The 13,721-nt window shown below is 68.6% G+C and carries 11 protein-coding genes and 1 pseudogene; 6 read left to right on the top strand and 6 right to left on the bottom strand.

Annotated elements, in window-relative coordinates; genetic code table 11:
• Nucleotides 1–3: 3 nt before the first annotated feature.
• The 3 genes and pseudogenes from ACSNOH_RS00855 to ACSNOH_RS00845 form a co-directional block, all read left to right on the top strand.
• Complete coding sequence (locus ACSNOH_RS00855; protein ID WP_436719184.1) at nt 4–264, top strand: hypothetical protein; 261 nt, start codon at nt 4–6, stop codon at nt 262–264.
• A gap of 2 nt (nt 265–266) precedes the next feature.
• Nucleotides 267–557: a hypothetical protein gene (locus ACSNOH_RS00850; protein ID WP_436719183.1), complete on the top strand. Its 291-nt coding sequence runs from the start codon at nt 267–269 to the stop codon at nt 555–557.
• Nucleotides 558–875: 318 nt separating this feature from the next.
• Nucleotides 876–1,130, top strand: a pseudogene (locus tag ACSNOH_RS00845) (hypothetical protein); the annotation flags it as partial.
• A 197-nt stretch (nt 1,131–1,327) separates the two neighbouring features.
• Here the strand turns inward: ACSNOH_RS00845 and ACSNOH_RS00840 are convergent.
• Nucleotides 1,328–2,596: a hypothetical protein gene (locus ACSNOH_RS00840; protein WP_436719182.1), complete on the bottom strand. Its 1,269-nt coding sequence runs from the start codon at nt 2,594–2,596 to the stop codon at nt 1,328–1,330.
• Nucleotides 2,597–2,893: 297 nt separating this feature from the next.
• Here ACSNOH_RS00840 and ACSNOH_RS00835 point away from each other — a divergent pair, with 297 nt between their 5' ends.
• Nucleotides 2,894–4,045, top strand: coding sequence for a NucA/NucB deoxyribonuclease domain-containing protein (locus tag ACSNOH_RS00835; RefSeq protein WP_436719181.1), 1,152 nt, complete (start codon nt 2,894–2,896; stop codon nt 4,043–4,045).
• Nucleotides 4,046–4,542: 497 nt separating this feature from the next.
• On the opposite strand, the gene ACSNOH_RS00830 is transcribed toward ACSNOH_RS00835, so the two are convergent.
• From ACSNOH_RS00830 to ACSNOH_RS00820, 3 genes are all read right to left on the bottom strand, one after another.
• A complete protein-coding gene (locus ACSNOH_RS00830; RefSeq protein WP_436719180.1) occupies nt 4,543–5,418 on the bottom strand; it encodes an endo alpha-1,4 polygalactosaminidase in 876 nt (291 codons plus the stop codon).
• 313 nt (nt 5,419–5,731) lie between these two features.
• A complete protein-coding gene (locus ACSNOH_RS00825; protein ID WP_436719179.1) occupies nt 5,732–6,970 on the bottom strand; it encodes an MFS transporter in 1,239 nt (412 codons plus the stop codon).
• 38 nt (nt 6,971–7,008) lie between these two features.
• On the bottom strand, nt 7,009–8,568 hold the full coding sequence (locus ACSNOH_RS00820) for an FAD/NAD(P)-binding protein (RefSeq protein ID WP_436719178.1): 1,560 nt from the start codon (nt 8,566–8,568) through the stop codon (nt 7,009–7,011).
• Between the two features lie 1,403 nt (nt 8,569–9,971).
• On the opposite strand from ACSNOH_RS00820, the gene ACSNOH_RS00815 reads away from it, so the two are divergent.
• Complete coding sequence (locus ACSNOH_RS00815) at nt 9,972–10,595, top strand: histidine phosphatase family protein (RefSeq protein WP_436719177.1); 624 nt, start codon at nt 9,972–9,974, stop codon at nt 10,593–10,595.
• 398 nt (nt 10,596–10,993) lie between these two features.
• Nucleotides 10,994–11,581: a hypothetical protein gene (locus tag ACSNOH_RS00810; RefSeq protein WP_436719176.1), complete on the top strand. Its 588-nt coding sequence runs from the start codon at nt 10,994–10,996 to the stop codon at nt 11,579–11,581.
• A gap of 58 nt (nt 11,582–11,639) precedes the next feature.
• On the opposite strand, the gene ACSNOH_RS00805 is transcribed toward ACSNOH_RS00810, so the two are convergent.
• Both ACSNOH_RS00805 and ACSNOH_RS00800 read right to left on the bottom strand, forming a co-directional pair.
• Entirely contained in the window at nt 11,640–12,596 is a 957-nt protein-coding gene (locus tag ACSNOH_RS00805) for an immunity 49 family protein (RefSeq protein WP_436719175.1), read from the bottom strand.
• Nucleotides 12,597–13,057: 461 nt separating this feature from the next.
• Complete coding sequence (locus tag ACSNOH_RS00800) at nt 13,058–13,654, bottom strand: hypothetical protein (RefSeq protein ID WP_436719174.1); 597 nt, start codon at nt 13,652–13,654, stop codon at nt 13,058–13,060.
• Between the last annotated feature and the right edge of the window lie 67 nt (nt 13,655–13,721).

Raw genomic sequence — 13,721 nt, 5'->3', positions numbered from 1 at the left:
GCAGTGCAGATCGCCGTCACCCTGGCCTGGATCCTGAGCCTGATCACTGCGGGAGCCCTCCTGATCCGCCGGCTCAACGCCCAGCACGACGAAGGAATCGCGAGCTTCCACTACAGCGGCGTCCTGCCGTGGCCCGACAGCGGATTCCGGGAGGGCCCCCGGTCGGCCATCGACCCCGCCGGCCCCCTCCTCTCCCGTAACCGCCGCGAGCAACCGCACGGAGACGGCGAACGCCGCCGGATCTTCTCCGGACGGAGGCGGTGAACATGACGTCCGCACACAACACGCCCACCCCCGCACCAGCGGATCCGGTGCCCCCGGCGGGGTACGCCGACATTCGCGTCGTCGCCGCGTCCCCCGAGACCGCCCGCCGCGTCGCGGAAGTCCTCCGGCGCTGCTTCGATTCCACCGAACAACGCAGCTACCCGGCCGGCCATGAAGGCGGTACCCGGCTCCACCTCACCGTGGACACCACGCGTCCCGCCGAACCCGCGCGATCCTGGCTGGCGACCAGCCGGGCTTTTGCCGCCGACCGCCCGCAGCACGGCGACGTCTGAACGGCCCATGCATCGCCGCCTCGACTTGCCCGGCCTCTCCCAGTGCGAAGGAGGCTCCACCCCCTGCCAGGCTCCGTGAACAGGAGCAGGACCCCAGTCAGCGGACCCCGCGGCCTCCCCTCGCCCCGGAGGACGAAGCCCACGACAGGACCGTACCCGGCGGGAGCGACCGCACAAGATCTGCCGATCGCGCCGACCGCGGTGACACCACCCGGTTCAGGCACCCACTTGAGGCCGTCCAGCCCTGAGAACAGCTTGTCGGGGTGCTCGCTCCATGTCCCGCACCTCTTTGTTCATCAGGACCGTTACCCGTCAGACGTTGGCAAGCCGCCGGTCACAGCGCTGATGGTGCAGGTTGAGCAGGCCTATCCGCACTGCCCGAAGTCGCTGATGCGCGCCAACGTCTGGCAACCGGAGCAGTGGGGGCCTGCCGAGGCCCAGCCGACGAGCGCCGAGGTGACGCTGGCCCAGCTGAACCTGCCTGGCCTGACCGTCGACCAGATCGAGCCAATCGAGCAGATCAAGCGGGATGAACAGGACGAACAGGAGTCGCTGCGCCTGCGTTACGAGTGACTCCACACTGTGTTCCTCCTCAACGGCCGGCTCTCCCCAACCCAGGGGCTTCTCCACCGCCCGCGGCAGCTGCGTCAGGAGATGTTCGACCACGGGCACCGGTCCCCAGGCCGGGTTCGGGGTAGAGACGCGAAAGGCCCCGCACGGAACCGGGAGGCCGGGGTTCACATGCGGGGCCGCGCTCACGGAGGGTGTCGTCAGACTGCGGTCAGGGTGTACGTACCCGTGCCGTCCTGCCTGCCGCTGGAGTACTGGCGGATGAGCTCCCCGTCCGCGTACCGGTCGTGGCCCATCATGGAGCCGGTGTACTTGTTCTGCAGGCCGATCTTCGTGCTGCCGGGTACGTCGCGGTAGATGTAGAACCGCTGGAGGTCGTCCTCCCCGCAGGTGGTCGTCGTCAGGTAGGCCTGCTCCCGGTTGGCGATGTTCGCCGGGATGGTCGCGCATCCGCCGTTACCCCAGTTCCACAGGGAGGCCTCGATGATCCCGTTGCGCTCCGTCACGTTGCACAGCCGCCAGTTGTCCAGGTGGGCGCTGGTCCAGTTCGATTCGCGCAGGCGGATGCCGTCGTTGGCCAGGAGCGGTGCGCTCCAGTTCAAGGGCTTGCCGGGGACCTCGATCTTGTAGACGACGGATTGGCAATTCAGGGCGGCCGGCGTGGCGGGGGCCGACACCCCGGTGGCCTTCACGCTCTTCTCAGCCTTGGCAGCTTTCTCGGCGTCGTGCCTGGCCTTGGTGGCCTTCGCCGAGACGACCGGCCCGGCCGGATGCTTCGCCGTGGCGGTGGCGGAGCCGCAGTCGAGGAGTTCCTGCGCCTTGCGCATGATGCTGTTGGCGGGGACCTTGTCCTCGCAGCGCACCGCGCCTTCTTCGAGGGTGGTGTAGGTGGTGTAGCTGCCGGTGTCGGCCCCTTCGATCCACTTCAACGCCCAACTGCCGTCGCCCTGCTGGACGCGGTTGCAGTTGAGGCTGCCGTACGTACCGGTGACCTTCTTGGTGCCCTTGTAGAGGCCGTAATAGCCGGGATTGCGGAAGTTCCACGAGACGGACGTCGACGTGCTGCTGGTGGATGTGTAGTTCACCTGCACGTTCAGACCCAGGCTCGCGCCGACGGAGCCGAGAGCCTCGACGGCGAAGCTGCCCTGAACGGTGCCGTTGAGGCCGACGGAGACAGAGATGGTCTCCGTGACGTTCGTGTTGACGCTCTGGTTACCGGTCGAGCCTTCGGTGACGTACCAGCCTTTGAAGTGCGTGATGGTGGGGGCGACTTCGGCGCTCTTGATGATCGGGTGGCGGGTACCGAGATCGGCTGCGGTGCAGGTCTGGCCGGGCTGGACCCTCTGCCCGGCGGCGGCGGGCGCGGCCGGGGCGGCGGCGGCCGGGGCGGCGGCCAGGCCCACGGCGGCCGTCGCGGTGGCTATGAGCGCTCCGAGCCCTCTGCCAAGGTGGGTTCTTGTGCGGCGCATCGTTGTTTCCCTCTGTGTGTGGTCTGTGAGGCGAGTGTGAGTGAAAATAGCGCCACAGGGACGGCAGGGCGATACCACAACTGGCCAAATAAAATCAAGAACTGTCCCGAATTCGGTTGGAAGAAAAGGGAGTTGCCCGGTTCCATACCTTCGTTGTGCCCGCAAGGGGCCACCGAAGGAAGGGACCACCTTGTGAAACGCGTCAGACGCGGCCTGGCGGCGATAACCTCGCTCGCCCTCACCGCAGCCCTGTGTGTCCTAGGCACCTCACCGGCCACAGCCTCCCCCGCTAGCCGGGTGCCCCTCAAGGGCCACTGCACGACCGCGGCCGACGGATCCGCCGCGCGCAGCCAAGGCGCGGCGTGGACCTGTGTCGAGGCGGACCCTGTCGCCGACTTCGCCCCCGCCCCCTCCTTCGCCCCCTCCGACCCGGGGGAGGCGCTCAAGCTCTGCCTCGAACACTCCAGTAAACGTGTCATCTCCAACCGGCACGCCTACTGCACACGGATGCCCCTCAAATACACTCTCCTCAACGACAAGAACGTGAAGATCGGCGAAGCCCACATCGTGGTCGATGCCATCGGCACGCTCGACTCCTACTCGGGGCAGTGGACCGAGAACATCATCGCTGTCCCCGGCGACATGGACGACAAGGTGTCCGCCGTGGATGTGGCCGTGAATGCCACGTGCAGCGGCATGTGCAGCACGGCGGGGCCGGCCTGGGGCGGCGCGCACGCGGTCGTGGAAAAGGGCGGTGACATTGTGCAGGGCACCATCGTGTACAGGTCCAGTGTCGCCGCCAAGACGGACATCTCCCACATCGATGTCACCTACTTTGTGAACGGCGCCGCCCTCGGCGCCACCGGCGTTCCCGGGTATGACAGCGCGATCTTCGACGGCCCCACCGTGCGCTGTGACGCGACGATCGGCGACGCCAGCCCCATCCCCGGCTGCATCGTCATGGGGCACACGCCCAATGTGACCTTCTCGAAGTCGAAATACCGGGGGGCGGCCGTCGCCTACGAGTGGGCGCAGAAGAACCTCACGGGCAGATTCGGCGACGCCGACCACCTGCTGTCGCGGTTTGTCGATCCTCTTGACCCGGACGCCAGCAAGAGGCGTGCCAAGACCTGTGACCGTGGGCCGTATGCCTTCCCCCGGGGTGCCACCGGTATCCCCAACGATTCCTGTGACGAATACCCCTTCGCCAGGTCCTGGCAGGGCGGGAATGACGGTGCGCAGTGTATTGACATCACCCCGCGCCCGATCGACGGTGTATGGGACCTCGCGGGTGTCACCGTCGACCGGGGCACCCCGCCCAACGCGCCCTGCATCCGGGCCCATGTCGACAATAGGGACAACACTGCTGCGGGCGGCGAGCTGGGGCGGGCGGTACAGTCCGACCGCATCCTCGACAGTGAGTGGTACCAGGTGATCATCACCCCGTAGGCGGCGGGTCTGCCTCCCCGGGCAGCCGGGGAGGCAGACCAGGGGCCGGTCAGGTTCCGTCTGACGGTCATGCACGACGCCACAGTCGTATGGCCGCAACGGTCACAGGGCCGTAGAAGGCTTTGGCCCGCTGGTCGAACTCGTGGCAATCGCTCTTGTCGAAACGGTTCTGTCGAAACGGTTCGCGAGCGCGCCCTGCCGGCGCTGTCGGCGTTCCGGCTCGGTGCCCACCGCTCGCCGGCGCCCGCGGGGCCCTCCGATTCTCTCTCGCACCGTGGACGCCGCTGGTGAGCTGCACGCGGCACTGAGCACGTCGGCCCGCTGGACCGGTCTGCCGGGTGGGCGCCGACCAGCGGCTTTCGACCACACCTCGGGATCTTGTTCGGCAACGCGGAGCGCGATGCCCGCCCGGTCGCTCGGGCGACCGGGCATTCGGGTATCGGGGGGCCAGTGCATGACGGGGGCAACATCCCCCGCAGCACCGCATCGGAAGGCGTTCAGCAGGACTCGTACACGTAGCCGCGCTTACCGGCAGGGCTGACCTCCCGATCGCGCAGGGTGATGGAGAGCTCCTTCCCCCACGCCCGGCAAGCAGCGGTGAAGTCCTTCCTCTCGTACTCGATGTCGAAGACCCTGGCACCGTAGGCGCGGCTGAATTCGGGACATTCCTTGAAGCGTCCGCATTCTTCGACGACAGCGAAGTCGAACCCGATGCGCTTGTGCTCGGGAAGCAGATCAGTGGTGTTCTTCTGGGCGATGGCCAGGTTCCGCTTGTGTGCGCGAGCGCTCAGGAGACGAGCGAAGGCAATCGCGTGCTGGGAGGTGAGCTTGCCCTCGGAGCGCTCGTAGGAGTCGAGGTTGTCCGGCTCCACCGCGTCGTAATGTGCCGCGGCGCAGCCGTCGATCCATGGGCCGATGATGTTCATCAGGGCGTCGCGCTTGGCCGGGGTCGAGATGTCCAGGAGCGGTTCGTCCCAGTCCTTGTCGACGATCAGGCGGCCGTCGTCGTTCTTCAGGAGCAGGTCCGGATGCTCCTTCTTCCACCAGCTGACGGCTTCGCCCGGTTGCGTCTGGAAGGCGTTGACGTAGCAAATGTTGTAAAGCCCCTCGGCAGGCTTGGCCTCACGGTCACGGGAGACAGCCCGCACGTTGCCGGCAGGCGGGTACGCGCCGCCGAGTTGGTAGTCGAAGACGGCGTCCGGGCTCGGTCGCCGCACGTTCGCCGGGGCATCGGCATCCGGGCCCTCGGCAATGGGGGGCGTGGTTTCCCGGGGGTCGTCGCCCTGGTCCGTTTCCGTGGCGGAACAGGCCGCGATAAAGAATGTGGACAGGACCATGGCAGCGCAAGCGGCACGGGTGCGGAGAAGGAACACGAGGACACCCTATGTTCACACCCGGTACAAGCCGCGGCCGCTGCTGTAAGCACCCGAGCGGGCGGCCGCAGACAGCGTACGGACCGCTCCGGAAGGCAACCCCAGCAGCTCGCGACTGCCCCTCCCGCCGGCTGCTCGCAGGACACGGCCAGGGATGTCGCCTGGAAGGCAGCCGATCCGTCGGCTGTGTGCGGGCGCGCCACAGGTACCCGTACCCGGCTGCCACGCCGCCCTCCGGTGAGGGCCTCTTGCCCGTCGGCCGCCACCTCTCACGAAGTGGCGGCCGACGGGCAGATCCGGAACCTTCCGCCGATCAGGCACTGCCCGATTTCACGGGCCTTGTGTCCCGGACCGCCGAGAGCTCCTGGCCTGCTCGTGGGCGGCTTCGCAGTGCGAAGAAGCAGAGCAGGAGCAGTGACAGGGCGGGCAGGGCGATGGCCAGGGCGAGCATCGGGGCATCAGGGGATCCCGCAATGCCGGTGAGGGCGGTGTAGCAGGCTCCTGACGCCATCTGCAGGAAGAAGAACAGCCCCGAAGCGGCGCCGGCGTACTCGCCTTCGTACCGCATCATCCCGGCCTGGCACGTGGGGAACAGCGCTCCTACGCCCAGCATGCACACGGCCATCGGCAGGACGATGCTCAGCGTGCTGTGCGGCCACAGACGCACCGTGACCGGCATCAGCGCAGCGGCGGCCGCCGCCACCGCTGCGGCGGTGCGCGCGATGAACTCCAGCGACCGCGTCCTGCCCAGCCGCTTCGCCGTGGTGCTGCCGGCGACGTAGCCCGTGATCACCAGGGTGTACAGCACTCCGTAAAGGGTGGGCGAAGCGCCCAGCCGCAGCTGGAGGAGGTCGCTGGAGTAGGTGGTGAACGTGAAGTAGGTGCACCAGGCGAGGCTGATGGCAGTGGCGAACACCGTGAAGTCACGGTTGGCGAGAACCGTGCGGTACGCCCTGCCCAGCCCGGCGAGCCCTCCCGGCGGCCGCACGGGACCGGCCGGGGCCCCCTCGGCTTCCGTTGCGGCGCCGGTGCCGTCGGCCGGCAGGAGCTTGACGACCGCGCCGGCGATGACGGCCCCGAGTACGGCCATGAAGGCGAACAGCACGCGCCAGGAGGTGTGTTCCACGGCCATGCCCGCCAGCGGGGGTGACGCGGCCGGGGTCACCGCGATCACTGTGGAGAGTGCGGTCAGCATGGACAGCCGCTGCTTTTCGGGCAGCGCCCGCTGCACCCACAGCCGGGATATCACCGTGCCCGTACCGGCGCCGAGTGCCTGCAGCACCCGGCCCGCCACGAAGACCCCGTACACGGGGGCCAGCAGGCAGAGGACGGACGCACCGGTGAAGAGGAGGAGCCCGGTCAGCTGGACGCGCCGGGAGCCGTAGCGGTCCGCGAGATTGCCGGTGAGGATCATGCACACGGCGTACGCGGCCATGTAGCCGACGAGTGAGCTGCTGGTGCTGCCCGGCCCTACGCCGAACGACCTGCCGATGGCGGGCAGTGCGGGAACGTAAGCGGCGAGGGCCAGTTGCGGCACGAATACCAGTGACATCAGGCAGACGGCCAGCCCCCGCGGCGGTCCGGCCTCCTTCACGCGACGGCCCCCACCAGGAGCCGGTCCGAGGCCGGTACGAGCTGCGCCGCCACCTTGGCGGCCTGCCCCGCGACCAGCTCCATCGAGCTCACGTGGAAGTGCTCACCCGAGGCCAGGTCGCCGAGCACGTAGAGCCGGGGGAACACCGACCCCGAGGAGCCGCGCACCTGGTTGGTCCCGGGGTCGACCCGGATGCCGCCCAGCGGGTGGGAGACGAAGATGCCGTTGCGGACCAGCCGCGACGTCAATGAGGAGGCGGATGCGGCGGCCGTGTCGTTCGTTCGTCCCACCGCGTTGACAACTGCGTCGTAGTGCTCGGTGCGCCCGTCGGCGAAGGTCGCGGTGAAGCCGCCGCCCGCGGCCGCCTTGACGTGGGTGATGCCTCTGGCGAAGTCGAGCCTGCCCGCCTCGTGGAGGCCGAGCAGCCGGTGCGCGTTGGTCACCGGCATCGGACTGCGCAGGCAGTTGTACGTCCGGTAGTGCTCCCGCAGGAACAGGCGGCGGCTCGCCTCCGGGAGGGCCCGCCACAGCTCCGAGTAGAACGGGGTGAGGGCAGCGACGCAACGCTGCACCAGGCCGCCGGGCAGCGGGTTCTCCAGTCGATGGCGCATCAGGTCGGGCGCGGACCAGGAATCGGTGTACGGAAGCAGCGCCTCACGCATGCTTGTCCCGCTCAGCCGGAGGGTGGCGTCGAGAAGTTCATGAACGCTGTGCAGGCTGATGGTGCCACGAGCGAATAACCGGCGGACACCGGCCAGCAGTTCCGGCAGCTCGCCGGTACCGAGGTCGGTGCGGACATCCGGGATCATCCCGGTCCGTGAGGCGAGGGTGATCCGGCGTTCCTGTCCGGCGTCCGTCAGGACGACGGCCACGTCGATCGCCGTCAGCCCGGCGCCCAGGACCAGGACTTCCGCACTCCGGTCGACCTCGTCCAGCGAGCTGACCAGGGGGTACGGCTGGGCGACGAATCCGGCGGACCCGTTGAGCCCGTAGACATCCGACGGTGCGATGGCGCCGATCGCGAGGACGACCCCGTCGGCGACGAAGCGCGCACCGTCGGCGGTGGTCAGGAGGTAGGTGTCGCTTCCCCCGGCCCCCACCGTCCCCCCGGTGTCCCCGCCTTCCACGGCGAGGTCGACGACGGCCGACGGTACGAGCGTCACCTGCGCCCCGAGCAGCCGCAGGTCTTCCCGGGACTGGGAGAAGACGTCCTGCAGGTAGTGTCCGAACAGTGTGCGGGAGACGAAGTGCGAACGCGGCGTGTGCCGCGCCTCGGGGTCGCCGGCCTGGCGGGCGGAGGTCTGCCGGTAGAGCCAGCGGCGGAACTGTCCCGGGTCACCGTAGTCCACCGACATGGCGGAATAGGGCCGGTTGAGCAAAGCGGTGTCGGCGTCCTCGGCATAGGCGATGCCGGGCCCGAAGCTCTTCCCCGGTTCGAAGACGATGACATCCGCCGCCGCGCCGGCCACGTCGCCCGACAACTGTCGGGCGTACGCTGCGAGGAACGCGGTGCACGCGGCACCGCCTCCGACGACGGCGATGGTTCTTTTCTTCAACACTGCTGCTCCGGTGTGTGGTGGACACGTCCCTCCGTACGAGCGGCGGTCCGGCATCGGTGAGAGGGAACGCGAAGGATGACGGTGGTCTTTCCGGCGGCGGGGTCTCCGGCAGTCGGCTCCACAGGAATTCCGGCATGCGTATCCAGCCGGATCCTCAACTCCCCTAGTCAGAGGCGATGTCGCACCCGGCGCGTAAGGCACACCTCACCAGTTCGGGAGGAGGTTCCACAGTGACGGAGGCCATAATTCCCCTACTGGTTTCACCGATCCCGCTTCCGGTGGTACGCGGAGCCCGATCGTCCGGTCCATGACCCGCCAACAGCCTCCGGGGCCGCCTGAACTACCCGTCGGAATCCGGCGCCGGCCCGGTTGGACGCCGGCGTCCCGTGCGGGTCGGGTCAGTGCTCCGGGGCGTATCGCCGCCCGGCCTCCCGTACTGTTACCGGCTTGATTCGCCCCGCAGTGCCGGCGCGGCGAGCACCGCTACCGTGGCCGACTCGGCGTCGAAGCCGAAGTGGCGCCGGACCGCCTCCGCGTGTCGGAGAAACCGAAGCCGTCCGTGCCGATGGAGGCGCAGTCCTGCTCGACACGGCGGCGCGACCGGCCCGACTTCAGGGAATCCGGCCCCCGTCGCACCGGCCGGCAAGTCGTCTGGTCGACGGTGTTCAGGTACATGGTTGGCGCAATCTACTGCCCAGGCGCGGCGTCGCACGCACGGGTCAGGCGGCAAGAGGACTGCACCCGGACAAGCACGGCAGCGGTGACAGCGAGCCCGCCCTTGGACAGCAGCACCCCGCCGGAGGCGGGGACCACCGCAAGGACGACGAGGAGTGACCGACCCGGACTCCGTCGCGCTGCGGGCCGCAGCAGCGGACAAGCCCGCCGCGGCGGGCTGTTTCGACCGGGCCCCATGGGCCCGCGAGACGGTCTTGACGATCAACGCGAGCGGTTCGTTCCCCGCGACATCCGGGCGTGAACCAGCAACGGCTACCGCGCCGTGTCCTACGGTGGTGCCCGGCAGGCGTGGGCGGCGGCCGTCTACGACCCTGTCGAAGCAGTCGTCATACAGATCGACGACGGCGAGACAACCCGCGCACCGCGACCGGCACGGTGCGCGGTGCCGCGACCTCGTCGGTATCCGCTTGAACCCTTACTACTGCGACGGCCGGAGCCACAAGGAGCTGTAACCGCCTCCAGTCCGCCTGACGTCCCGGCTCAACGGCGCATCCCGAACGGGGACGGGAGGAGCCGCGCGTGGATCCGCCACGCCCGCACGACGGCTTTCCCTCCGAGCCGACACGGGGCAGGCGTGGACAGCCATGACCCCGCAACCGGAAGCCCTTACCCATCGTCTGTTCGAGCACTACACAAGGTCAGTACGTTGACAGGGGCGACCGCGCATGACTGGAACAGCCACTCGCTATCTCTACCTCGCCCGGCACGGCGAGGCCACACCGGACGAGAGCAGTCTGACCGAGAACGGCCGCCGCCAGGCCGTTCTTCTCGGCGAACGACTCCGGGACGTCCCTCTGTCAGTGGTTCACCACGGCCCGTTGCCCCGGGCGGAGCAGACCGCTCACCTCATCGGCGAACAACTCGAAAACGTTCCTCTTCACTGTTCTGAGCTGGCCGGGGATTACATCCCCCACTTGCCGCAGCAGGGGGAGCTACCGCCGGAATCGGCAGACGCCGTGCTTCGCTACCTCGGCCAGTTCCCCGCCGAGGACTACGAGAACGGTCCAGCACTGGCCCGCGCAGCGCTGGCGCACTTCACCGGCCCGGTGCAGGGAGACGAACCAGTCCATGAACTGGTCGTCACGCACAACTTCCTCATCGGCTGGTTCGTCCGGGCCTCCCAGGACGCCCCGGCGTGGCGCTGGATCGGCCTCAACCACTGCAACGCGGCCCTGACCGTCATCCGGTACTCGCCCGGCCGGCCCTCCTCGATGCTCTTCTTCAACGACATGCAGCACCTCCCCGAATCACTGCGCTGGACCGGTTTCCCACCCGAGTTCCGCATCTGACAGCCGGTGTCGTCAGCCGCACCACCTTTGCGGGGACGCACAAGCCAATACCCGGCGCCGCTTCAGTACGCCCTGCGGCCACAGGACCTTCACATGACGGTCCCGCCCGAAACCGATATGCCAGGGCCAGGGAACACCGGTCGTGATGGACTTGAGCGCCTGGGTCATGGTCGCCCTCTCGCTCCGGTCCGGGCGTGCATGGACCCCCAGGCCGGTATCGGGCGTGAGGGGCGAGTGCGGGAGGTCGTTCGCAGAACCAACTGATCCCGCCCCCACCCCACCGCACCGCGCGGTGGTCAGCATGGGGTCGGGACAGACTCGGCCCGACGCGCTACTCATCAGCAGTTGAGTACCCGCACCCACGCGGAGCCCAGCAGGGGCCGCCTACGCTCCCGATCATGAGTTCTGTTCTGGGAAGCTGCCCCGCCCGTGCGGCCCTGTGGTGCGCCGGCGGTCTGCTCGTCGTCGGTGTGAACATCGGCATGGTCGTGGTCGGCCTCCGGTTGTGGAACGGCGAGCCGTACCCCGCGGCCGACCCCGACCGGGTCGCCACGCGCCTCAAGGAAGAGACACGACGGGTCTACGACGAGGCGGCCCTTCCCAAGGCCCCTGACGCTCCCGCCCGGGTGGCGACGAACGCCTGCTACTACCGAGGCCTGAAGTCCATTGCCCACATCGACCGGAGCCTCAGGGACGTACACGGCTTCGAGCTGTCGTGGCAGGTGACGGATATCCCGGAGGCTGTCGCTCGTTCCGCTCAGGAGCGCACCCGCCTGCGCCTTGCGGGTAGCGGCTGGGAGCTCACCAGCGAGAACATATCGGACCGGGGCTTCCGGTTCGAGCAGCGTGAGACCGGCGACAAGGTGGACGTGAACTGGTACCGCTCCACAGGCACCTTCGCCGTGAGCATCTACGCTCCGTGCGGCAAGGTGTCGGAGGGTTTCGACGAGTACAACTGGCCGGGCGCCCGCTGGACACCCGCGTAGAGTGCGGGCACCCGGCGAACGCTGCCCGGTCGCCGCCGTTCGCGCCGCCGGGAGCTTGCTACTTGGCGGTCCAGCCGCCCAGTTCATTCTTATCTGCTCCCGCCGCTTCGCGTAGCGCCTGCAGGGAGCTGAAGATGCCGTGCGGCAGATAGCCGGACCGGACGCCCAGGTCCCATCCGTGTGCTTGGATCGCGAGGGCGGCCAGGGCCAGAGGGCCGAGCGGCAGCAGAGTCCGGGGGGCGGGGTCGGGTTCCAGGCTTTCCCGGTGCTCGGTGAGCCGGGCGGCGAGGGCCTGCTCGAAGGCATGCTGGTCGTCGTCCAGGAGCACGCGGAGAAGGCGCTGGTCCGGCGTCAGGGAGCCGGCCAGGTCCAAGGCCCGCGCCGCCTCCGCGCGTTCGTCGGCTCCGGGCCGGCGCAAGGGGACGGTGGGCCAGTCCTTCGGCAGGTGCCCGTGCGCCGGGGTGAGGTAGCTGCACAGTGCGTCCATCGCGGCGAGGTCCGCCGGAGCCGACACCGACGTCAGCTTCGAGTACGGGATTCCGTCTCGGATCGCGGGTGCGAGGTCGCTGCGCAGGAGCAGTCCAACCACCCGCTGCCATTGCCACATCAGGCCGCTGACCAGGCATATCGCGAACGTGTCCCACCATGTGCGGGCCGTAGGGGCCTCATCGATGACGTCGTCGCCGAAGGCGATCTCTTCGCTGGTGAGTTCCTCGTCGATGAACGGGAGGGGAATCTCCTGGTCGCCGTCGGGGAAGCAGCCGACGTTCAGTATCCCCAGGGAGCACTCCCCCGCCGTCAGCAGCGCTGTGCGCGACGCTTTGTCGAGTGCAGGGTCCGTGACGGTGCGGGCGGCGACATAGTCGAGGAGTTCGTCGTGTATCTCCTGCAGTCCCTTCAGGGACAGATGGTCGTAGCGGAGCCCGTGATAGCGGTAGAACGTTCGCCGGTAAATGTCCTCCAGCGCTTGGGCGATCTTCTGCTCGCTCACCGTATGGCGTGTCACGTCCTGCATGGATGCCGTCCTTCGTTGTTCTTTCCAACCGGCGTCAATCATGTCAGCAGCCACTGACAGTGCCGCTGCGCGCCGCCGGGAGGATGAACGAACGCCGGCTCGCCCTCGGAGTGCCGGGGCAGTGCTGGAGGCCCCGCTCGGTGGGTGGCTCTGAGCGGGGTGCCCGCCGGACGGGCCGTGAACATGAGGGGCGCAGCACCTGGTGGCATGGACGCCTGCCGGCCCTGAAGCTCAGCCCGAAGACGCCGCAGCACCATCCTCAAGCAGGTCGAGGCCTGACGATGGCGCACTGATAAATCCCCCCGTCACGAGCTTCCCGGCTCTCCTCCCTGCCGGTTTGCCAAGGCGCTCGGCGATGGCGGTGCTCGCTCCTGTGGTGAGGACGATCCGCGTGACCATCACGACGACCACTGCCCTGCCGACCTCCGTGACCGGGGCGCGGTGGTTCGCGCCGGGAGGGATCAGATCGGCAGCCCGATCAGCCCCCATCCGCGCTGGTGGGCTTCTGCGACGGCCCTCGCCCAGCCGTGGAGCAGCTGAGTGAATTCGTCGAACTGGCCGATCCATTGCCCGGGGGCGGCAGCATGAGCGGTGAAGGGTTCACGCAGTTCCTCAAGCCGTGGGCCGGCTGCGTTCCATGCCCGTGTCAGGGCGGGGACGTCCGGGGGCGGGCAGTAGGCCCACATGGAGCCGTACCACGGCTCGGCGTCGTCCTCGTCCAGGTCGTCGTCGGTGCCGGGAGGGGTCCAGATCAGCCCGGCAAGGAAGGCATCGAGCGCCGCCCGCAGGTCGGCCGGGGCATGCTCGCGTACGGCCCACCACCGCTCGCCCGCCCAGAAGTGCGGCTTGAACGACCCCAGGGTGCCGCCGAACTCGTACCGGGCGCACCAGGTGGGGAATCCCTCCGGGGCGGGTGGCAGCCAGGCCCAGCCGTCCTCGACCGATTCGTCATAGACGTCGGGGGACGCTGCCTCGATGAGCGCGCGCTCGCGTTCGAGGACGGGGGTGTTCTCCAGGTGGGCCCACTCGACGATGAGGGCCGTAATGTCCGCTCCCATGATCAAGAGAGCTTATGTGACAGGCGCACCCGGCGTACCGGCGTACCGGCGTACCGGCGTACCGGCG

Source organism: Streptomyces sp. URMC 127 (assembly GCF_051386535.1).
Taxonomy (GTDB): Bacteria; Actinomycetota; Actinomycetes; order Streptomycetales; family Streptomycetaceae; genus Streptomyces.
Note: the sequence above shows the minus strand (reverse complement) of the source record. Positions and strands in the feature narration are given on the sequence as shown.